General features: G+C 42.9%; 23 protein-coding genes and 1 tRNA gene. 10 read left to right on the top strand and 14 right to left on the bottom strand.

The genetic code is table 11. The features are described from left to right. Positions 1–256 precede the first annotated feature (256 nt). From H6G05_RS22180 to H6G05_RS22160, 5 genes are all read right to left on the bottom strand, one after another. On the bottom strand, positions 257–583 hold the full coding sequence (locus H6G05_RS22180) for a translation initiation factor (RefSeq protein WP_190581648.1): 327 nt from the start codon (positions 581–583) through the stop codon (positions 257–259). A 74-nt stretch (positions 584–657) separates the two neighbouring features. Further along, on the bottom strand, positions 658–1,257 hold the full coding sequence (locus tag H6G05_RS22175) for a hypothetical protein (RefSeq protein ID WP_190581646.1): 600 nt from the start codon (positions 1,255–1,257) through the stop codon (positions 658–660). Positions 1,258–1,364: 107 nt separating this feature from the next. Beyond that, a complete protein-coding gene (gene tsf, locus H6G05_RS22170; protein ID WP_094531505.1) occupies positions 1,365–2,000 on the bottom strand; it encodes a translation elongation factor Ts in 636 nt (211 codons plus the stop codon). A gap of 611 nt (positions 2,001–2,611) precedes the next feature. Beyond that, positions 2,612–3,652: a polysaccharide pyruvyl transferase CsaB gene (gene csaB, locus H6G05_RS22165; RefSeq protein ID WP_190581644.1), complete on the bottom strand. Its 1,041-nt coding sequence runs from the start codon at positions 3,650–3,652 to the stop codon at positions 2,612–2,614. Positions 3,653–3,765: 113 nt separating this feature from the next. Then, positions 3,766–4,281, bottom strand: a complete 516-nt coding sequence (locus tag H6G05_RS22160; RefSeq protein WP_190581642.1) for a hypothetical protein — start codon at positions 4,279–4,281, stop codon at positions 3,766–3,768. A gap of 2 nt (positions 4,282–4,283) precedes the next feature. On the opposite strand from H6G05_RS22160, the gene H6G05_RS25710 reads away from it, so the two are divergent. After that, positions 4,284–4,412, top strand: coding sequence for a hypothetical protein (locus H6G05_RS25710; protein ID WP_277874783.1), 129 nt, complete (start codon positions 4,284–4,286; stop codon positions 4,410–4,412). Between the two features lie 68 nt (positions 4,413–4,480). Here H6G05_RS25710 and H6G05_RS22155 read toward each other — a convergent pair whose 3' ends face one another. Together H6G05_RS22155 and H6G05_RS22150 are read right to left on the bottom strand one after the other, a co-directional pair. Next, positions 4,481–4,828 (bottom strand): FHA domain-containing protein, encoded by a 348-nt coding sequence (locus H6G05_RS22155; RefSeq protein ID WP_190581640.1) that lies wholly within the window; start codon positions 4,826–4,828, stop codon positions 4,481–4,483. A gap of 223 nt (positions 4,829–5,051) precedes the next feature. Beyond that, positions 5,052–5,432 (bottom strand): FHA domain-containing protein, encoded by a 381-nt coding sequence (locus tag H6G05_RS22150; RefSeq protein WP_190581637.1) that lies wholly within the window; start codon positions 5,430–5,432, stop codon positions 5,052–5,054. Positions 5,433–5,681: 249 nt separating this feature from the next. Between H6G05_RS22150 and prfB the strand changes: the two genes are divergently transcribed. The 6 genes from prfB to H6G05_RS22120 all read left to right on the top strand — a co-directional run bounded on the left by prfB (position 5,682) and on the right by H6G05_RS22120 (position 13,152). Then, positions 5,682–6,789 (top strand): peptide chain release factor 2 gene (gene prfB / locus H6G05_RS22145; RefSeq protein WP_190581634.1). Its coding sequence is split into 2 segments (ribosomal slippage): positions 5,682–5,753 and positions 5,755–6,789, totalling 1,107 coding nucleotides; the frame shifts between segments, so codons are not numbered across the junction. A 139-nt stretch (positions 6,790–6,928) separates the two neighbouring features. Next, the gene (locus tag H6G05_RS22140) at positions 6,929–7,546 is read left to right on the top strand and encodes a DUF4168 domain-containing protein (RefSeq protein ID WP_190581632.1); all 618 of its coding nucleotides are present in this window, start codon (positions 6,929–6,931) and stop codon (positions 7,544–7,546) included. 439 nt (positions 7,547–7,985) lie between these two features. Then, positions 7,986–9,095 carry a type IV pilus biogenesis protein PilM gene (gene pilM, locus H6G05_RS22135; protein WP_190581630.1) on the top strand — a complete coding sequence of 370 codons (1,110 nt, stop codon included), beginning with the start codon at positions 7,986–7,988 and terminating at the stop codon, positions 9,093–9,095. A 9-nt stretch (positions 9,096–9,104) separates the two neighbouring features. After that, positions 9,105–9,812: a PilN domain-containing protein gene (locus H6G05_RS22130; RefSeq protein ID WP_190581628.1), complete on the top strand. Its 708-nt coding sequence runs from the start codon at positions 9,105–9,107 to the stop codon at positions 9,810–9,812. A gap of 1 nt (position 9,813) precedes the next feature. Then, positions 9,814–10,566, top strand: a complete 753-nt coding sequence (locus tag H6G05_RS22125; protein ID WP_190581626.1) for a hypothetical protein — start codon at positions 9,814–9,816, stop codon at positions 10,564–10,566. Positions 10,567–10,803: 237 nt separating this feature from the next. Continuing rightward, positions 10,804–13,152, top strand: coding sequence for an AMIN domain-containing protein (locus tag H6G05_RS22120; protein ID WP_190581624.1), 2,349 nt, complete (start codon positions 10,804–10,806; stop codon positions 13,150–13,152). 323 nt (positions 13,153–13,475) lie between these two features. Here the strand turns inward: H6G05_RS22120 and H6G05_RS22115 are convergent, their stop codons facing one another. Beyond that, on the bottom strand, positions 13,476–13,670 hold the full coding sequence (locus H6G05_RS22115) for a DUF29 domain-containing protein (protein WP_190581622.1): 195 nt from the start codon (positions 13,668–13,670) through the stop codon (positions 13,476–13,478). A 116-nt stretch (positions 13,671–13,786) separates the two neighbouring features. Between H6G05_RS22115 and H6G05_RS22110 the strand changes: the two genes are divergently transcribed. Beyond that, a tRNA-Thr gene (locus tag H6G05_RS22110) sits at positions 13,787–13,858 on the top strand. A 33-nt stretch (positions 13,859–13,891) separates the two neighbouring features. Here H6G05_RS22110 and H6G05_RS22105 read toward each other — a convergent pair. Beyond that, positions 13,892–15,181: a tetratricopeptide repeat protein gene (locus H6G05_RS22105; RefSeq protein ID WP_190581621.1), complete on the bottom strand. Its 1,290-nt coding sequence runs from the start codon at positions 15,179–15,181 to the stop codon at positions 13,892–13,894. An 81-nt stretch (positions 15,182–15,262) separates the two neighbouring features. On the opposite strand from H6G05_RS22105, the gene H6G05_RS22100 reads away from it, so the two are divergent. Next, the gene (locus H6G05_RS22100; protein WP_206756224.1) at positions 15,263–15,562 is read left to right on the top strand and encodes a hypothetical protein; all 300 of its coding nucleotides are present in this window, start codon (positions 15,263–15,265) and stop codon (positions 15,560–15,562) included. 33 nt (positions 15,563–15,595) lie between these two features. Here the strand turns inward: H6G05_RS22100 and hisG are convergent, their stop codons facing one another. The 4 genes from hisG to H6G05_RS22080 all read right to left on the bottom strand — a co-directional run bounded on the left by hisG (position 15,596) and on the right by H6G05_RS22080 (position 20,574). After that, a complete protein-coding gene (gene hisG / locus H6G05_RS22095) occupies positions 15,596–16,228 on the bottom strand; it encodes an ATP phosphoribosyltransferase (protein WP_190581617.1) in 633 nt (210 codons plus the stop codon). Between the two features lie 212 nt (positions 16,229–16,440). Then, positions 16,441–16,998, bottom strand: coding sequence for a Uma2 family endonuclease (locus tag H6G05_RS22090; protein ID WP_190581615.1), 558 nt, complete (start codon positions 16,996–16,998; stop codon positions 16,441–16,443). 52 nt (positions 16,999–17,050) lie between these two features. Then, positions 17,051–17,824, bottom strand: a complete 774-nt coding sequence (locus tag H6G05_RS22085; RefSeq protein WP_190581613.1) for a Uma2 family endonuclease — start codon at positions 17,822–17,824, stop codon at positions 17,051–17,053. Positions 17,825–17,883: 59 nt separating this feature from the next. Further along, positions 17,884–20,574: a CHAT domain-containing protein gene (locus H6G05_RS22080; RefSeq protein WP_190581611.1), complete on the bottom strand. Its 2,691-nt coding sequence runs from the start codon at positions 20,572–20,574 to the stop codon at positions 17,884–17,886. Positions 20,575–20,620: 46 nt separating this feature from the next. On the opposite strand from H6G05_RS22080, the gene H6G05_RS22075 reads away from it, so the two are divergent. Next, entirely contained in the window at positions 20,621–20,758 is a 138-nt protein-coding gene (locus H6G05_RS22075; RefSeq protein ID WP_190581609.1) for a hypothetical protein, read from the top strand. Here H6G05_RS22075 and H6G05_RS22070 read toward each other — a convergent pair. Then, positions 20,755–21,312 carry a Uma2 family endonuclease gene (locus H6G05_RS22070; RefSeq protein WP_190581607.1) on the bottom strand — a complete coding sequence of 186 codons (558 nt, stop codon included), beginning with the start codon at positions 21,310–21,312 and terminating at the stop codon, positions 20,755–20,757. The genes H6G05_RS22075 and H6G05_RS22070 overlap by 4 nt on opposite strands. Positions 21,313–21,318: the final 6 nt, after the last annotated feature.

The following is a 21,318-nucleotide window of genomic DNA, read 5'->3' as shown; positions in this document are numbered from 1 at the left end:
GAAAATCTACCTATCATTTTTGATGAATATCTTCCTAAATGGAATTATAGAGCTATTCCTCAAAATAACTGAAATGCATAAGTTATTTATTTTTCATTCCTAATCATGATTTTTCGCCCCAATCATCCGTTCCAGCTTGTTAGCGGCGATCATCCTCTGATTTGTTTAGATGAGATGTCATTACAACTAACAGCCAACCAAGTTTTTGGATGCTTACAACGGTAAATAAAAAAGAGGTCGCATTGCGACCTCTTTTTTATTTACCACTTATTTTGGCTTTATAGCCTAAACCTAGCAAGATCTGTAAAATTTTCTGACTGCAATCGCCTTGAATTTCGATCGCTTGCCCCTTGCATGTACCACCCGTCCCGCACTGATTTTTTAACTGCTTAGTCAGTTTTGCCAAATTCTCGGTTGTAGTCTGAAAACCTGTTATCTCAGTTACCGTCTTGCCACCCTTGCCTCGGCGCGTTACTTGAATGCGCGGATTTTGTTGCTGGGGTGGCAGATCGATCTCTTTTTGCTCAGAATCGTCTTCTTCAGGTGTGCCGAACTCACGGTAAACTACGCGATTTTTGGTCATAGCTGTAACTAATCGTTAATAAAACCCAATAATTTTATTGAGAGGGTGGCAAAGCCACCCTCTCAATAAAATTATTATTCCACCCATGCCGATCGCCATGCTAATTCGGCTTCAGCGATCGTCTTTTGTTGATACTTCTTTTCTAGCTCATTGTGCAAATGCGCTAGCCTTGCCGATAAAACGCGCAACTCCCCACGATGAGACATCACCTTGCGATCTGTAAACTCAATTTCAGCAAGACGAATACTCATCTGTGCAGTTTTATCGTCTTTAGCCTTATTTTCTTGAGGATTTAAAACTTTATGCTCGACTAAAAGCTGGTTCAGTTTCTCCATACTTTCATTGAGGAGCTTACTCAACAAATTATCGAGATTTTCTTGATTAGTACGACTGTCGCGATCGCATTCTTCAAGAGTTTTTTGCATCTGCTCACAAAGAGATTTGATCGTCTGTCGCAGTGCTTCTTGCAAGTTTTGACGTGCTGATAGAGATAGCGCTAGAAATGCATCAGGACATTTTTGGGTACAGAACTTAAATACTGTGAGCAAAATTTGTTGCTGTACTGCTTGAGCGATCGCCTGAGAATACTCAATATGAATCACATCGATCCGACTAATCACATCAGCGATCGCCTGTTGGATATTGCGAATATCTTGATCAATACGCACCAGCATCGTAGTTCACACTATTTTTTCGTATCAACATTAGGAGTATGCAATTTAATTATTTTGGGGTAGTGCGGCATCGCCGCGCTACCCCAAAATAATTATTTATGAGCAAATTAGGCTGCGGGAGTTTCAGGAGTTGCAGAAGCAACTTCTTCACCAACAACAAAGCGTACAAAGCGGCGAACCTTAACGTTCTCGCTGAGTTTAGTACCAGTTAGCTTAACCAACTCATCAACGGTAATGCTTTGATCTTTGATGTAAGGCTGATCGAGTAAGCACAATTCTTTCAATCGCTTTTCGATGCGACCCAGTACAATCTTGTCGCGAATCGCGGCTGGTTTGCTAGCCAAGTCATCTTTACCTGCTTCGATTTGCTTTTCATTTTCTACAAAAGCCGCAGGAATATCGGCAACACTGACATATTCGACGTTAGGGCAAGCAGCAATTTGCTTGGCTACGCTGTCAGCTAGTTCTTTGAGTTCTTCGCGACGCGCCACGAAGTCAGTTTCGCAGTTAACTTCGACTAGCACACCAATGCGGCTACCAAAGTGGATATAACTATGGACGATTCCTTCAGATGCAGCACGGCTTGCTTTTTTAACAGCAGAGGCTAGCCCCTTTTGTCTTAGGTATTCGGTTGCTTTAGTGAAATCGCCATTGGAGTCAACGAGGGCTGCTTTACAGTCTTTGATACCTGCGCCAGTTCTCGCACGTAGTTCTTGAATTTGTTGGGTTGTAATGTCTGCCATATTAAGTAAGCTTGTTTTGGATTTCTAGGGCAACATTTCGAGGAGCTTAGAGTTTTGCTCGTTGCCGAAAATATCTCTAAAATGTTGTTTGCAGTACTCTAAGTTATCACAATTCCATGTACACAAGGTTTTCAAAATTTGGGGCGATCGCCAAGTATACGTGGACATAAAACCCAAGAACTGAGTAGCGGCGCTCTGCGCTGCTACTCAATTACAGCTACAAATCAGCAATTATATAGCAAAGCAAGTTTTGCTTAGGACATAAACCCCAAGAATCAAGTGGCGGCGCGAAGCGCCGCCACTTGATTCTTGGGGTTTGGTTTGTACTCGCTAACTCTTTTTTTGCTATAGCTGTCGCCATTCTTGTTAGTACATAAAACCCAAATAGTGTGAGGCGGCGCTTTGCGCCGCCTCACACTATTTGGGTTTTGGGCTATAGCTATAACTGCCCCCTAGCCCTCAATTCTGGAGGAACAAGAAAATAATATTCTTTCAAAGTCCCCCAGAATTGGGGGATTTAGGGGGCTTGGATCAATTGAAACGTAGACAGAGAGATTTTTGTGTACAAGATGGAACAAGAGTCGGCGCGAAGCGCCGACTCTTGTTCGGGTTTAGGCTAATATTTTTTGATGAATCAATGCTTGTTGTTTAAATTGCTGCACCCGATCGCTTAGTAATGGATCGCGATTTTCGAGATTATTAACCCAAATATCGGCAATTAACTGAGCATCTTCGGGCAAATCCCCTAATTCCCAACCAGAGATTCCTAACTCTTTCATCAAATAAGAAACCTTCGGATCATAGCTAATTGCCGAACAATGACTACCCTCAGCCGCCGCCATGATCAATCCATGTAACCGCATGGCGATCGTCAAATCCACCCCATTAAAAATTCCCTTGAGGCGACGGGGATCTTTTTGAATAATGATCTGACTATGATTAGGCAGTTTTTCATTGAGTGCATCACAAATTGCTTGGGCGATCGCTTTATCTTGAGAGGGCTGAAAGGGAATTAGCAAAATATGCGCCTCGGTTTGCATCTGCAACTTTTGCAAAGCCTCAGTAATCGTAGCTATGCGACAAGACGTTAGCTCAGGATGCGATCGCAAAACCACAGCAACACGGATTTTTGATAAATCACGATCCATATTCACTGGAGTTGCCTCCAAAGCCCATACAGGATCAGGAGCAACGATACTCGCAATTTGCCAGTCGGCTAATAATTGCGCCGATTGGCGATCTCGTACAGACACCGATGCACATCCCTGAAAAGCTCGTCGGGCAATCCATTTACTCATTTTGCGTTTGAGTGGCCCCACACCTTGCGCCCAAGCGATCGATTGAAGTCCCATCCCCTGAGCCAAGCCCATCAGTCCTCCGTAATAAATCGGATTTCTGGCACTTGTGGCATCTTGCATCAAGCTACCGCCGCCCCAAATAAATAAATCCGATCGCTTCAGTTCATTGAGCAATGCAAATACTGAATAGCGATCGCTAGCTTCGACCTGATGCAAATTTTCGGTAGCTCTGGGACTAGCAGACAACACAAGCGGTTGGACATCGTTGGGCAGCATTTGCAGCAATGTGGCAAGCAAAGCCTCATCGCCACCATTCCCCATTCCGTAATATCCACATAAAACCGCACGTCGCATACTTATCGCCCCAAATATTTTTTAGCGTTGCCGCAATTCTTACGGGATATCATTGTCGCGCATTTTCACCAAGTTTAGAGTTTTCAGCGCCGCAGGCGCTGAAAACTCTAACGCTATGCAATTTCGATAAAAGTGGCACTCATGACTAGTGCTACACCAATTAACAACCAAATAATTGGCATGTATTCAGGACTGACAAAGCTATTACCTAGCTGCATCAAGGCGATCGCCATACCTGTCATGCTGGCGAGCATAATCGCCCATAACCAATGCAAACGGACGCGACTAGATCGTTTCTTGGATTTTTTTAAAAGTTTTGGGTATGCAGTTGATAGATAAACCTGAGTCTGTGGCGATCGCTTTGCCATTGGACGATGCTCAATAACTTGAGTCGAGCCTGAGAATTTGGTGGGCTTTGGTAATATTTTGTGGGGGATTTGCTGAGTAATATTTTGAGTAAATCTTGACTTTAGCTGTCTGCGTTTTTGGTAGATGCGGTTTTCAATTTTCTTGAGCCGAAACCAAAATATTAACAACAGCGTAATTGCGATTGAGCCTATAGCGATCGCTAACTTGGCTAAAAAAAGCAGCAAGTCTATGTTTTCTTGAAGGGATAAAACAATTGCCATATATGCTGCAATCAAGCCAAATTGCGGATGTATTTCACAACATTGTTTCACCTCACCCTAAAACTCACGAACTAGAAATCGTCAGCAAAATTGTCATCAAAAACATGACAAATAAACGCAAAGCAGTGTGATATCTATAGATATCACACTGCTTTGCGTTTATTTGTAAAAAATAAAAGGGCGCTTTGCGCCCTTTTATTTAAGTTTGGCTGCTCAAATAAGTCAATTCCACATTTGGGGCAAGGGTAATCACATCACCATTACGCAAATCATAGGAAGAGGCGACCTTCATATGATGATTAATAATTACGCCATTGACACTGGGCTTCCCAGAAAGATCTCCATCAATAATTCGATACAAATAGCGTCCTCCTTCCCCAGGTACACGCAGCAACACCGCATGTTGACGAGAAACAAATCGCGAATAAAGCTGAATATTATTATTCACATCCCGCCCAATCGTATACTTTAAGCCATCAAGTGCGAGTTTTCTACTACCTCTCGCATCTGTGATTAATAGCGTGTGACTAACGTGTGTTTCGCTCATTAGCTCACCCAAAAAAGAAGTAGATGTGGCTTACCAGCGAAAAGTATATGCTACTGGTAGGCATTTGGTTTAATCTCGCTCTACTTTACTCTACAAACGGATTGAATTATAGATTTTTTCTCAAGAGTTCGTGAATCTCTGCAATTTGTTGATTACTTTGTTCAGTTTTGAGATTGGCATTCACAGAGCTTATTAAAACTTAGTCTTTAAGTTGCCCTATTTTTTAAATTAGCTTCGGTGAAAGATACAGGATATGTACTTCAGGTGCAAAGGTAACAATATCACCGTCTTGCAGCTCGTGAGACGAAACATTGTGCATTGCGTTTAAGATAATCCCATTTTTACTAGGTTTTCCTGAAGCACTACCATCGATAATCTTATAAGTATCAGGGCGATCGCGATGATGCACCTTTGTCAAAACGGCATGATATCGCGAAACAAAATCGGAGTTGAGATATACGGTGTTGTCAGTTTCGCGACCAATTGTGTATTGCTTAGCAACTAGCTTGATCTTGCGGGTTCCACTGTTGTCGGTTACTACCAAAATGTGGTCAGAGGAGAGATTGACACTGATTTCAGACTCTTCATGAGTTGTAGTTGACATATTTTTATTATTACTCTTATTTTCTTCGTTTAATGCCGATTCTCGAAAGTATAGCCACACTTTCGAGGGTTAAAACCTAACCCCAGCAAGGGTGTTAACAACACAAAATGGCTATGCCATTTTGTGCTTTGGTCTAACTTAATCTGTAGCTAATAGTGAAAGCAAGCATCTTTAGAATGACGGTAAAACGATTACATTGGTTGCTATACAATACTCAATTGCAACTCGCTATATTGGAGCAATATTTTAGTGGATGTTACGGAGATCGCACGCCAGACCCAGATTTTATCTCAGCGCCTGAGCATTGCTCAGGACTATCTTTGACGTACCTGCGATCGCGGCTAAAATTAGTGACCTTGAACAAACCGCCGCTCAACCCGAATTTTGGGAAAATAGTGCCCAAGCCCAAACAACAATGCGCGAGCTAGATGCGCTGAAATCTTACCTTGAAAAGTTCGATCGCTGGCATCAAACCATCGAAAATCTGGAAGCGATCGCTGAGTTACTCTCCCTTGAAGATGATCCATCTCTAGCAAATGAAGCCAAACAAAGCCTGACTCAAATGCTGCACGAAATGGATCGCTGGGATCTAGAGCAGTTGCTGTCAGGAACCTATGACAAATACGATGCAGTTTTAACAATCAATGCTGGTGCTGGTGGCACTGACTCCCAAGACTGGACAGAGATGCTGCTACGGATGTATACCCGTTTTTGTGAGTCCCAAGGCTACAAAGTGGAGATTTCGGAAATTTCCGAAGGTGAAGAGGCTGGCATCAAATCAGTCACTTTGCTCGTACATGGGCGTTACGCTTATGGCTACCTTGCTCCTGAAAAAGGCACACATCGTCTTGTGCGGATTTCGCCTTTTAATGCCAATGACAAGCGTCAAACAAGTTTTGCGGGCGTAGAAGTAATGCCTTTACTAGAAGAAGATGTTGATCTTGATATTGATCCCAAAGAATTAGAAATTACGACAACAAGAGCGGGTGGCAAAGGTGGGCAAAACGTCAACAAGGTCGAAACGGCGGTGCGAATTACCCATTTACCCACAGGAATTTCAGTACGCTGTACGCAAGAGCGATCGCAATTACAAAACAAAGAAAATGCGATGCGATTGCTGAAAGCAAAGCTATTAATTATTGCCCAAGAGCAACGCGCTCAGAAAATTGCCGATATTCGAGGAGATATGGTGGAAGCTGCTTGGGGCAACCAAATTCGCAACTATGTGTTTCATCCTTACCAATTAGTCAAGGATTTACGCACAGGTGAAGAAACTACAAACATTCAAAATGTGATGGATGGCGACCTTGATCCTTTCATTCAGTCATATTTGCGGCAACAAAATCAGCCTATTTGAGTCATTATTTTTAGATATAGGGACACGCGATTTAATAGTTTGTCGTAGCTAGGCTTCGACTCGCCACAACAAATTATTAAATCGCGTGTCCCTAAAAGATTACGTCCCTAGTATTTTTGATGATTAATGGCGATTGATTATGAATAGTTGGCATCAGAGACATTTGGTATATTTCAAGCGATCGGCAAGCACACAAACCCAAAATCTAGATTTAACATCAGATCAAATAAAATCAGATCAAAATGGTGTTAAGAATCATTTCAAAAAATATCTAGGTCAAGGGCTAGGCACAATTAGCCTATTTGGTCTATGTGTGGTCATAGGGACAATTGTCGAGCCGATGCTTAGTGGTAATCGCATAGCTGTGTTTGCTGAAACCTGTGTGAAACCTTCATCTTTACAAAATTTTCTCACCAAAGTTACCTTTGGCGAAGACCGTATCGATCGCTATGCCGCCGCCGCTAATGCGATCGAAAATAAACGTCTAGAAATTTTTAGAACTGCGAAGAACAACCCTAACTGGAGTACTGTCGCTAATCTTGCAGAATCAAAACAAACTAAAGTTTGTGACCTTACTAATCCACCAGAATTTTTGCAATCGCTCTGTGATCAATTACGCAGTTATAGTGAGGAAGAAATTTGTCGGCATGGATTTACGGCTAAAGAGTTTAATCAAATTACGCTGGAGCAGCAACAAAATCCACAACTGAGAAGCTTAATCCAAAGTAAGCAAATTCAACTAAGAGGCGGTAAATAAAACCCATAAAAAATAAAAACGAGAAGCGATGCTTCTCGTTTTTATTTTTTATGGGTTTCAAAAAAACGATTTATAGCTGTCGCCATTCTTGTTAGGACATAAAACCCAAATAATGTGAGGCGGCGCGAAGCGCCGCCTCACATTATTTGGGTTTTGATTTGTCCTGATACAGGTGTCTATAGCTATAGGTGTTGGCAGCGCCGAAGGCGCTGCCAACACCTAAATCGTTTTCATAATGCGAATTGCTGGTTTTTATTTGTTTTGTTTGCTAAAACGACCAAAATCGTCTATAAGAAACAAGGCAAAATCAGACATCTACGGCATTGGTGATGATTATTTTTTCTTGTCCTATTGACAATGGTCACTTACAGTCTATAATCCCTCCATTGTTTAGTATGCCCAGTGCTACAAAAGCTACAAAACTCATAAAGACACGCTTATGTTCGGCTTAAAATTTGGCGGAAAGTCTAAGAAAGGCATCGGAATCGAAATCACTTCCGAGAAAGTAAACCTAGTTCAATTGCGCCGCAAGGGGCAATCTTCTTACAAGCTAGTGACGTATGGTAGCGTCGAGCTTCCTGAAGGCACTGTTGAAGAAGGACGCATTCTCGATCCTGTAGCGCTGGGAGAAGTTATTCGCAGTTTGCTAGCAGACAAAAAAATAAAAGTTAAGAAGGTTGCCACGGCTTTACCTGGTCGCGAGACAGTGAGTCGTTTGATTCGTCTACCTGCGGAAATTCCTGATTTAGAATTGCGCGAAATGGTTCTTAATCAAGAAGCTAGCCTGTACCTACCTTTCCCTCGCGAAGATGCTGATGTGGATTATCAAAAGTTGGGTACAGCTCTTGACGATGACGGTATCGAACGGATTGAGATTCTGATGGTGGCGACACCTAAAGAAGTTACAGATAGCTATATGCAAGCTTTAGAAATAGCACAGCTACAGGTTGATGTTGTTGAAGTTAGTAGTTTTGCTCTTATTCGTGCCATGCGTAATGAGTTAGCAAGATTTAGTACTTTAGCGGAAGCTGTGGCGATCGTGGATATTGAGTATGAAGCGACAGAAATTACTGTAACTGTTGATGGAGTTCCGCAATTTTCGCGGACTTTCCCCATTGGCACGGCTCAAATTCAGAATGCTCAATTGCGTGCTATCAATCTTCCCCCACGACGAACAACGGATATGGAGATGTTGAGCTCAACTGTTGTGCCTGTTCAGTCTATGGATACAGCAAGTCTCGCAGGTGGTGGCGGCACTCCAGGTGACGCGGCTATTATGCGGGTTGTTGGGGATCTCTCCGATGAACTAAGGCGCTCAATTGACTTCTATACTAGTCAGTCTCCTGGCTCCGATGTTGTACAGTTACTGATTGCGGGACCTGGTGCTTGTATCGGGCAATTAAATGAGTTCTTCAGTCAACGTCTTGGTATTGCCGCTGTGGCGGTTGATCCACTTACTGCGGTTGGTGTCACTGTCGATGGTGACATTCCCATTGAAGAACGTATGGCGATGTCTGTTGCTCTAGGTCTAGGTTTGAGGGAGGTTTAAAAAGTCGTTATGTATACACTTGATATTAATTTTTTAAGCGATCGCGTTGCTGACGAAGCTCAAGCCGCAGAACGTCAACCGATCGCTGATTCTCAGTTTTTAATCTATGGTGGTGCGGCGGCTGTAGTTGCCTTTGCCATAGTTGGTGGCGCATTTCTAGTTCTAAACTCACAAAATGAGGGTATTCAAAATGAGCTTTCTGCTTTAACGGCTAAGGAGTCTCAGCTAAATAGTAAGCTTACGGCTTTGAAAACTCAAGAGACTGAATTACAGGCCATTGAAGCTAGAACTGGAGAACTGGTAAATCTGTTTGTTGGTAATTTCCCTGTGAGTGCAATCACTGATGACATTAGAAAACGTACTCCCATTACAGTTCAAGTAGAGGCGATTACGCAAGCATCAGTTGCAGCCTCGGCTACGGATCGTGCAAAAACCACGATCTCTCTGACAGGCAAGGCAACTAGCTACAATGAACTAAATGACTTTCTGTTGTTACTTAAAGCATCGCCTTTACTAGAGGATAAGGACACCGTATTAGTCTCATCAAGCTTGCTACCAGCAACTTCTGATAAAAACTTTAACTTGGTCAACTTCCAAATCATTACAGCTACTACCTCAAAAAGCCCTGCGGATATCTTGCCTGAACTCCAAAAGACAGGAGCCGATGGGTTAGTTACGAGAGTAAATCTATTAAAGCAACAGGGAGTAATCAAATAAAATGACAAACGTTGGAGCTGCTTCAGGAATTGAAGAGGTTGGAGGTGGTGTAACTCTATTTGGGGTTACCTTTACTTCAAAGATTTTAGGAATCTTGATCGGAGTTGGCGGTATTGCGCTGGCAGCTTATGTGGCTAGTAACTATGTAATGCCACTCTGGGACTCAGTGCAGTCTGGACAACAAAATATTTCAAAGAAAAAAACCAACGTTACAACGTTGGAAGGGCAAGTCGCCAGTAAAGGCAATATTGCTCAAAGAATTGAGGCGGCTAATCAGCAGAATAAATTTGTGTTATCACTTTTGCCAAGTGTAGATAACATTGATACGCTAATCCGCGATATACAAGAGCAAATTCCCAAAACAATTGTAATTGCTTTGCCTCCAGATTTTTCCTATGAATTAGCTGGAACTCTAAGGACTTTTCAACCCACTGCACCAGTTATAGGAGCGCAGTATAATACCTATTCCTTTACGGTTGGTTTTGATGGCAAGTTTGAAGATGTGTTAAATACAATTCAGAGAATTGAGCGGTTAAGACCTTTGCTAGTTGTCAAAGATTTAAAACTAACTAAGAAGGCTTTACCAACTACTACTTTTAAGTTTTCACGCCCGATCGCTGCTGGCAAAGAAAAAGAAATTTTGGATAGCTTACCGCCATTAATTGGAGCAGATTTTACTCTGCAAGCTTTTGTGCCAAAAACTGAAGAGGAGCTTAAGGCTGCGGCGGCTGCGGCGGCGGCACCACCAAAATAAATACTAGCAAGGGGCTTAAGCCCCTTGCTAATGCACTGATTACTGATTGTCCTAATTTACAGACATATTATTTTTTTGATTTGAAATTGACAAAGTATGGTATAATCTCGCACCATAATCGCGTCAATTCTGTCTTGGTTATGTCGTTCTTTGATTTAGGACATGTTCAAGTTCCTACAGATTTACTACAAAGATTAAGTGTATTGAGTTCCGTCACGGAACAAGAGGAGTGTAATTATGAATGCTAAGTTGAATGATAGGTTGAATGGGAATTGGAATGGTAAGTCTCTGGCTTGCTGGTTTCTGATTGCTGCGAGTTGTCCACAGGTTTTGGCGATCGCGCCTAGTCACGCTCAAAATGCTACCCAAAGCCCTATTTCTGCAAATCAAACTGATGTAGTGGCGGTGGCGAGTCGGATTACTGACATCAATACAGATGTGGCAGGCGATCGCCTCAACCTCACTTTAAACTTTGCCAGTAGTGATCGCCCCCAAGTCTCCTATACCAAGCAAGGCAAGGCATGGGTAGCGGTATTAAATGGCGCACAGTTGCAATTAGGCAATGGTAATGCTAGCTATGCGAAGGCGAATCCTGCACCAGGAATTATGGCGATCGAGGCAACGCAGTATGCGGCGAATAAGGTGCAAATTCGGGTTACGACTAATGATCCAGAACTGCTGAAGGATTTGATCAAGCGCCAAGATACTTCTGATAGCCTCGTATTTAGCCTAGAGATGCAACCCTCAGCAACGCAAGCTAGTACGATCTCTGGGGCTAATTCCTCTGAAGTTGGAGTCATTAATAGTCAAAATGCTTCTAATTCTGAGCGAGTTTTAATTGCTCAAAACACCACTAGCTCTTCTGTTGGCAAGCCACTATTTGAGCCTAAAGTTACTATCACTAATGCTGATGGTAAGACCCGCGTTGCTCAAAGCTCTACTCCAAATACACCAAAGCCACCTGTTGCAAATCCTGTAACTCCACAGTTACCTGGTCGTGTACCTGGTGTTGTCCCGCCGTTCCGCCAACTAAAAACTCCGCCTGTTGGTGATATCGCCACAACTACTTCTAAGCTTCGTGCTGATATTGTTGAGCTTGGTACGGCTGAACGTGTACCAAGAATCACTTTGCGTGATGCTCCTGCGATCGAGGTTCTGACCCTAATTGGTCGTGTCGCTGGATTGAGTGTAGTTTCCGCTGACGCTCCTTCTACTACTGGTACTGCTGCTCCTGCGGCAACTGGTAATTCAGGCTTAAAACAACCAGTTAGTCTTTCGATTGAGAATGAAACTGCTCAAGATGTTTTCAATAATGTATTGAGAATCACTGGACTAGAAGCAAATCGAATTGGACAAACCATTTTTGTGGCGACAAAGCTTCCTGTGACTTTAAAAAACCTAACGACTAAGAGCTATCGACTCAACCAAATTACTGTTGGTGAAGCATCAGCCTATCTAATTGGTTTAGGAGCTTCTCGTGTTGTCAACCGTCAACGCCCAATTCCAGGCGCACAAACTGCAACTGTTGGGACCGCAGCAACAGCAACAGTTGTAACTGTCCCAACTGAGTCAGTGCCTACTTTAGAAACCGTAGCAATTACTCCCGAATCTGGAGCTACTCAGTTACTTAAAGGCTTACAAGTAATTGCAGAAGAGAGAGGTAACTCACTTACATTGATTGGCTCTCCAAGACAAATCGAGTTTGCTGAAGTACAGCTTGCTCGTCTGGATTTGCGTAAGCGTCAAGTTGCTGTCAATGTAAGAGTTTTAGAAGTCCGTCTAGAGCAAGGGCAAACAGTTGGAACAGCTTTTGGATTTAACGCAAGTAACACTGATGGCAGTGGAACAGGTGCATCTATTTCATCAACGTCTGGAGTCCTTGGACTGAATTTTAATGCTCCAAATTCTATTCCATCTATTGTTGACCTACCGCAAAGGCTCTTTGCAACACTTAATGCTTCTGTAAGCAGTGGCAATGCCAAGGTTATTACTGACCCAACCTTAACGGTTCAAGAAGGCGAAACGGCAACAGTTGCTCTAACTGAAGATGTCGTAAAGTCAAATACAGTTACTTTTACTTCTATTACAAATGCAAATGGAACTACTTCTACATTCCCGACGCAAACTGTAACTACTGAACCAGTAGGTTTAACTTTAAATATTGCCGTTGCACGCATTGATGATAATGGTTTTATTAACTTTTCTGTTTCCCCTAGTGTTAGTGCGCTGGTTTCAACTCAGCCGCTAGGTGTAGTCCAAGGTATCGTAACTTCTCAAGGTCTGGTCTCTAAGCGAACTCTTAACTCTGGTCAAGTTCGCATCCGTGATGGTCAAACTCTTGTACTATCTGGAGTTATCCGAGACTCAGATCGTCAAGTTTTAACCAAAGTACCAATCTTGGGAGATTTGCCGATTATTGGTGCATTATTCCGCCAGGAAACTAATACCAATGTCCGTAATGAAGTAATCATTATCGTTACTCCTCGCATTATTGATGATAGTCAGGATGCAACTTGGGGTTACACCTATCAACCAGGTCCAGAAACTCAGAAAGTGCTAGACAGTAATCAACGTAAGGTTCAATAGACCTGCATATTTTCCTTCTTCATTTACACTCCCTTCTTCACAGCCTTGGAATATTTCCAAGGCTGTTTTTATTTTTTGTAGGGGCTTAGCATTCCCGTAGCAATCCATAAATTTTCAGTTCACCTTAATTCGGGAATGCTAAGCCCTAACCTCGCAACGCAGGGACAATTTATTGGTGAAAGCGCAAAGGGCTCAGCATTTGCGTATCGAGATGATGGCAGAGAGTATAAAAATTGTGGCGCAAATGATCAACCCCTAAGGTTCTATACAATTTTAATCATCGATGCTTTTCAGCTATTAATTCGCTTTTGAGATTGATATTTCTATTTGAGAAGATACTGCAAAATCCTAATCAAATTACTTCCCAAAACATCTTTGCGATTATTCCCCATATCTTCAACTTCTTCAGCAAGATTCTCCAAATCCAATTTCCCAACATCTCCTTTGCGTAATAGATTTACAGTTTCTATCAGCCAAAGATTAAAGTCAGCTTCGTATAAAGCCTTTGTTGTATTCATAAAAAAGTGAGCATATACTTAATCAGACAAGGAGCTATTTTAGCCTAGTAAAAATATTTTTTTGGGCTTGTAAAAAATGTGCGCTGCTGTGTCATAATTACAAAGCGTTAAAAAACGCCCTCATGGCTCAGGGGTAGAGCATTCCCTTGGTAAGGGAAAGGTCACGGGTTCAAATCCCGTTGAGGGCTTTATATCAAGGAAGGTTGCAAAGCAACCTTTTTTTACTGCCGATCGCTTTCTAGATCGAAAACCACTTTTTGCCAATACCAAGCTTCGGGCTTATTTGGACTCTCTTGTTTAGCGATGTCAATGAGGCGCTGCGCGATCGCCATATTACCGCCGACTAAACCGAGTAAACGCTGTTGTAATTCTAAACTTGGCATTTGCATCAGGTCTACAGTAGCCGCAGCATTGGCAAGTTGACGCTTCTGCTCTTGGGTTTGCTTTTCCAGTTCCGACTGCCAGAGATTGATGCGCGTGAGGGCATACTGATAGCGCTCCATGAGAGATCGGTTAAACCAAATATTGGCCGCAAGTTGGTAATCGTCGATCGCCCCTTTGAGATCGCCAAAGTCATATCTTGCCTCGGCGCGATCGCAATAAAGTTGAGGACTTTGATTATTAAGAGCTAGCGATCGCGAAAAATCCTCAATTGCGGTGCGATAGTCTTTGAGCTTGAGATGGGCTTTAGCTCGATGGCTATAAATTTCACTATTGCTGGGATACTCGCGGATTAACTCATTAAAATCAGCGATCGCTCCCTGCGCGTCCCCAATTTCCACACGGATTTTGCCCCGACCGATGCGAACTTCTGGGTTTTGAGGTTCTAGAAATAGTGCTTGATTAAGATCTTTGAGCGCACTTTGAGGATCGCCTAATTTCCCCAAAACTAAGCCCCGCAAGCAAAATGCCTTCACATTTTTGGGTTCAATTTGTAAAAGCCAATTGAGATCGATTAGGGCGTTTGTATAGTCGCTCTTGTCAATTTTTTGCTGCACATTCACAAATAGATCTTCCGTTGATGGCGGTAATAAAGCTTCTAGCGGTTTATAGCTCTCGATGCAACGGCGACAATTTTCTTCATCACGAAGTTCTAAAAATAAACTAGCAGCTTTTTTGTAAGTAGCGATCGCCTTTTCGACTTGATTTTGTTGCTTATAGGTCAAGCCTAGTAGTTGATGGGCGATCGCTGATTTGGGGTTGATTTCTAGAGCTTGGGCAATGTCAGCCTGTGCGCCGCTAATATTCGCGATCGCTATATGGGTAATGCTACGAGCAATATATACATCAATTGCCTCAGGTTTAAGCTTGAGCGCTTGGTCATAGTCGGCGATCGCACCTTGGCGATCGCCCAAATCAAAAAGGACTAAACCACGCTGATAGTATGCTTCAGCTAATTGAGCATTAGCCGCAATCGCACAGCTAAAAGCCTGTATAGCGCCATAGCGATCGCCTGATTGTGCCTTTGCCAACCCCTGTTGATAGAAATCTTCATTAAAATCTTGTGTCATGGCTGTACTTGCTACTCAAGCTATAGCGATATGATAAATGAAACTCATACTTTTGCATTGCATCACGCAGGAGTTAACACGATGTCCAAAAAATCGAAAGAAAGACCAAAAGATATCAAGCACAAGATCGAAAAAACCCTGCATACGGTTGTTGATGTCGCTCAACAGCAGTATGACAAAAATTTTAAAAAAGCCCATAAAAATGTTGACAAACAGGTTGACTCAGTACGCGATCGCCTTGAGGAATTTGATAGCTGGGCGGTGGAGTCGGTGAATGAGGCTTTAGAGAATGTCGAGAAAAAAATAGAGAAAAAAGTCTCTAAAACCGTCAGTCGCATCCAAAAAGCAGCGAGATCGGCATGGCAAAAATTATCCGATTAAGCAAAAAAGAAGCGTGAAACGCTTCTTTTTTGCTTAGGTAGGAACTTGGATTTGGCTCATCAGTTTGCTAAAGCGATCGCTATAGAGTCGATAACTAAGTGGATTGGCTATCAATCGTGCTGTGCTTTGATATAAAACTTCAATTTCAATCAGTCCGTTATCCTTGAGCGTCTTGCCTGTCGAGACTAAATCAACGATCGCCTCAGCCATACCTGTAATGGGACCCAGCTCAACGGAGCCATACAGAGGAATAATCTCTACAGGTAAATCGATGCTGTCAAAGTAGGTCTGGGCGCATCCGACATATTTAGAGGCAATGCGGCTATGGGGTGGGAGATCTAAGGGTGATCGGTAGCGACTCTCCCCTGAGACTGCGATCGACATCCGACAGCCACCAAAGCCTAAGTCCAGTAATTTGGCAACTTTTGGCGTTTTTTCACGTAAGACATCTTCGCCAACGATGCCCGCTTGGGCTTGTCCATATTCCACATATACAGGCACATCCTGCGCTCTGACCAGCAAGGCTCTAGCTGTTCCTGTGGGATCTAAAATTTGCAGTTGACGGTTTGCAGGGTCAAGAAAAACACTAAAGTCAAGTCCTACTCCTTGGAGTAAGCGGATTGAGTCTTTTAATAGTGAGCCTTTGGGCAGTGCGAAGGTGAACATGGAATGGTTTGCTAGAGCATTGGTTTATAGTCCATTCTATAGCTATAGCAACGTAAGAGATATCTCGGACAAAAATCAAAACCCAAGAAGTGAGGGGAGGCGAGAAGTGCCGCCCCTCACTTCTTGGGTTTGATGTCCTAAGCAAAACTTACATTGCTATATAGAGTCGCGACGCTTTGCGTCGCAATTCTACTTTGGGCTTTGCTTGAGTCTTAAAAACTGAGCCAATCAAAAATCTGTGTAACTGTCAAAGTTAAGTCAATTCCACTGAGAACTGGTACAGACTTCTCTCCTGTGAACATTTGAATGCGGCGATCGCTAGATATGACAAAAATATTCTGTTCTTCAGGATCGAGCATCCATCCTAACTCTGTACCATTTTCAATGCAGTGCAATATATTTGCTAAAACCTTGTTGGGGCTTTGTCGGGGTGAGAGAATTTCAATTGTCCAATCAGGATAGGTCAAAATTTTATTAGCTATTTGTCCATCAGGATCACGGGGAATGCGCTCCCAACGCAATACAGCAATATCAGGCACAATTGAAGCGCCACCAAAAGTACAGCGTAATTCTGTAAATGCATAGGCTATTTTTAGCTCTTCAACTACTTGGTTAATGTAGGCACTAAATTTAGACTGCAATCGACTATGTTTACCCTGTGGCATCGGTTTTTGACTAATTTTGTTGTTGATAAATTCTGAGGCGGGTTTAGTCTCAGGTAGTTCTAGAAATGTTTCTAGGCTATGCGGTTTTGCTACTGTGATGACCATATATTTTTACTTTTACCTTTTTACTTTTACCTTGTCTTAAGGCTTAGTGCCCCTACAAACTATCAGGATCTTCACCCAACTCTCTTAGGCGAGCCGCTAACCTCTCAGCTCTGAGCATCTCTGATTCAGCCCTGAGTCTTTCTGCCTCGGCCCTGAGCTTTTCTGCCTCAGCCCGTTGAGCCTCAGCCTCCTCTGGTAATAACACTAATGCTCCCGATGCATCATAAAAGCGCAACCAAGTTAAAGTCTCGCGGTCAATTGTCCCTTCCCAAGTACCTAGCCATAGACCCAATGACTCACACCACAGCCAACCGCGTTCATCTGGCGCGATCGCTTGATAGGAATCTCGGTGATGCCATCCCTGTAAAGAATTAGGCTCAAAGGGGTTATAAACAAAATAATCTTGCGTTCTAAACACGCGATCGTATAACTGCTTCTTTAGTCCGAGATCGACATTCGCCGTACTAGGAGACATCAGTTCAATAATTGTGTCTGGATAACGACCTTCTTCTTCCCAGACCACCCAGCCAAGGCGATCTCGCTGTCCATCTACATCCAAGACCACAAAAAAATCTGGCCCTCTAAAATCACGATTTTTAACTTGGGTAGTGCTGTAATAGATGAACATATTGCCACCCACATAAAAGTCGGTGGACTCACCTCGATATTGTTGGTATGAGCGAATCAACACATTCATCGCCACCCGATGTTGATTAGTTTCCAATGGCTCTCCATCATCAAATATTAAGTCTGTGGGCGGCATGGGTGGAGTCCAGTCGTCCGTTTCTATGTCGTTAGTCGTCTGTTGGGGAAGAGTGTTAACCATATTCGAGAGCCAACAAGAAGAGACAGTCCTAATACTCTAACATTGGAGCACTTTTTGCTTCATAATCCATTACCGATCGCAAAGAATGCTGACCAGTAGAAGGGATGATTGTAATCCTTGGATTTGATCAGTGACATCTGAGCGCGTCGCAATGCTTCGGTGACAGTGACATCACCTTTGCTCAGTTCTGCATAAAATGCTGTCATCAGTACACTTGTCTTATTGTCATCGATTTTCCAAAGAGAGGCGATCGCTTGTTTTGCGCCAGCCTTTTGCACTTGATAGCCAAAGCCTAAGATTTCTACACCACTACCGAGTTTGCCTACTCCTGTCTGACAGGCACTCAGAATGATCAAGTCGATATTGGGCATCTGCCAATCAGCAATTTCATTGAGACGTATTTTGTCGCCATTGCCGAAGATGATGAAGGAGTTGTCTGGCGCACCAGTGTTAAATTCGGCATGGGTGGCAAGGTGGAGAATATTATGGTTTTTAAATTTGGACTCAATGGCTTGGCGGCTAAATTGTTCTTCGATGAGGGTGACTGAGTTGTTGAAGGAGTTAGCGATCGCTTGAACTTCTTTAACGGTTGCGGGTAAGGCTGTTTGTCCAAACTTTTTCTCACCAGCTTTACCACCAAAGGCTCCTGCGAGTATATTGGGTGCGTTTTGGGGTTGGGGTGTAAAGTCGGAGAGGGTGTAGGCGATGAGGTTGCTAATCTGGTATTTCTCAACTAACAATTGTTTGCCATCGTAGAGTGCGGCGATGGGAATGTAACGCAGTTGTCCATCAGGGGCATAGAGGATAGTTTTTGTGTTGAATTGAACGAGTTCGGTTTCGATGGGTTTAATCAGGAGGTTATAGAGTTGGAGTGATGGCTCTCTGAAGTCTTCGGAGCTAGGATCAAGGAGTCCTACTCTATAGTCACTAATTAAGGTTTCTAATTGGTCTTTGGAGATTATGGTGGTGCGGCGGATGGGGAGGTTGTTGGGTGAAAAGAGGATGATTTCGAGTCTGTCGCCTAAGATGAATGGATAGAGTAAGACGGTTCCCTGCGGGATCTGGTTGAGATAGTCGGGAACTTTGTTGATTTCGGATTTGGGAAGTTGTTGGATTTGATTAGCTAGATGATTGTTGATTTCTTTGCTATTGTCAAAGCTAATAGTTAACAGCTTATCGCTAAGAGCTTTTTCTGGTGCTAATAGTCTGACTCCCTGTGCGGATCTGTCGCTGCCTTTGATGTTTTTGAGGTAGTCTTCGAGTTCTTGGACTTTTAGGAGGTCGAGGACTTGCAGGGCTTCGATGATGCGGTTTTGTTGGAGGAGGATGTCAGCGAGGTCGCGATAAGTTTTTTCGACTGTGGCTAAATAGGATTGTTGGAGGTCTTTGTCGAGTTTTTTGATGTCTTTGCGGATCGCTTCGCGGACGTTGATCGATTGTTTGTAAAAGGTGATTGCGAGTTCGGGGCGTTTGGCTTTAGATAAGATATTGCCTAAATTTGCAAGAGCTAAACCTTCAAGACTTCTATCACCAGTTTCTTTAGCAATGGTCAATGCTTGTTGCAAAGAAATCATTACTTCTCTATCTCGATTTAGTCTATCGTAGGAAACAGCTAAATTATTAAGCCCATACATTTCACCCCGTCGATCTCTGAGTTCCTTCGCTATATCTAATCTTTGCAACAGAAACTCAATCGCCTTGTCGTATTTGCCGAGAGCATTGTAAGTACCTCCCAGACTTCCGAGCGATTGTCCCTCGCCTATAAGATGTCTAATTTCCCTTGAGATTGCTAAGCTTAGCAAATGAAACTCAATCGCTTTGTCATATTTGCCGAGATCATAGTAAGCATTCCCCAGATTTCCAAGGGACTGTCCCTCACCCCTGCGATCTTTGATTTCTCTTGTGATTGCTAATGTTTGTAACTGGAATTCAATCGCCTTGTCATATTTACCGAGATTTCGGTAAACAATTCCCAAGTTCCCAAGCGCAACGCCTTCTCCATCTCTATTTTTGATTTCCCTTGATAAAGCTAAGTGTTGCAAATGAAACTCAATCGCCTTGTCATATTTGCCGAGAGCATAGTAAGCATTTCCCAGATTTCCGAGGGACTGTCCCTCACTTATTCGATCTTTGATCTCTCTTGCTATTTCTAAGCTTTGCAAATGGCACTCAATCGCCTTGTCATATTTGCCGAGTGAATAGTAAGCCCGACCTAGACTTCCCAGTGTTTGTTCCTCAAGCTGTCGATTTTTGAGTTCTCGTGTGATGTCCAATCTTTTCAAGTAGTATTCAATCGCTTTCTCATATTTATCGAGAGAATTGTAATCGCTACCTAAGTTTTGTAGTGCTGTCGCCTCACCTCGTCGATCTTTGAGTTCCCGTGCTACATCTAATCTTTGCAGTTGATATTCAATTGCTTTATCATATTTGCCAAGATCGCTGTAAACAAGTCCCAGAACCCCCAAAGCCTTTCCTTCACCTTGTCGATATTTGATCTCGCGATAGATTCGTAAAGCTTGCTCCAACACTAATAAGGATTCTTGATATTGCTTACCTTGATATAATCGAGTTCCTTGACTAAAGAACTGATCTGCTTCTACTTGACGATCTCCTGTTGCCTGAGTCACCAGACTTGATCGCACCTCAGTTCCAAAAACAATCTCTGGAAAAGTTACAACAGCCACCAACAAAGGACAAACAATCAGAGAAATAGCCGACAACGACAGTCCGTAGCGAGAGCGTAGATTCATAGCCATATCACTGATTTGCGTGCACAGGATTATACATATATATCAAGTGATCCGACCATATGCAGTTTTCAAGGAAGAAGGAAAAATCATCGTAGGGGTGAAGCATTACCGCCATCATTTATGCATATCACTGCGATCGCCAAACGGTAATGCGATCGCCAAAACGAGCAAATGCAGCTACTAAAAACTTAGCCACTCAAAAATCTGGGAAACCGTTAAACTTAAATCAATTCCACTGAGGACAGGTACAGTTTGAGAACCTTCCAAAATTTGAATACGATGTTCAGGTAACACTAACAAAATATTTTCATCTTCAGGATCGAGCAACCAACCTAACTCCGTTCCATGGTCTACACAATGTAACAAATTAGCTATCACTTTATTTTGTCTCTGATCGGGAGAAAGTATCTCGATCGCCCAATCAGGATATATTTCAAAACGGTTAGCCACTCGTCCTGATGATTTGCGAGGAATTCTCTCCCAACGAAATACGGAAACATCAGGAACGATCGAGGCTCCCCCAAAAGTACAGCGTAATTCCGAAAAAGCATAGGCAATCTTTGGAGTTTCAACAACTTGGTTAATGTTTGTGCATAACTTAACTTGTAACCGACTGTGTTCTCCTTGCGGCATAAATTTTTGAGTGACTTGTCCATTAATAAATTCTGAGGCGGGTTTGGTCTCAGGTAGTTCTAGAAATGTTTCTAAGCTATAGGGTTTTGCGGCTGTGATGACCATACATTT

Origin of the sequence: Phormidium tenue FACHB-1050, from assembly GCF_014696925.1 — a bacterium.
Classification (GTDB): domain Bacteria; phylum Cyanobacteriota; class Cyanobacteriia; order Pseudanabaenales; family Pseudanabaenaceae; genus Pseudanabaena.
The sequence above is the reverse complement of the archived record's forward strand: the minus strand, read 5'-3'. Positions and strand labels throughout refer to the sequence as shown.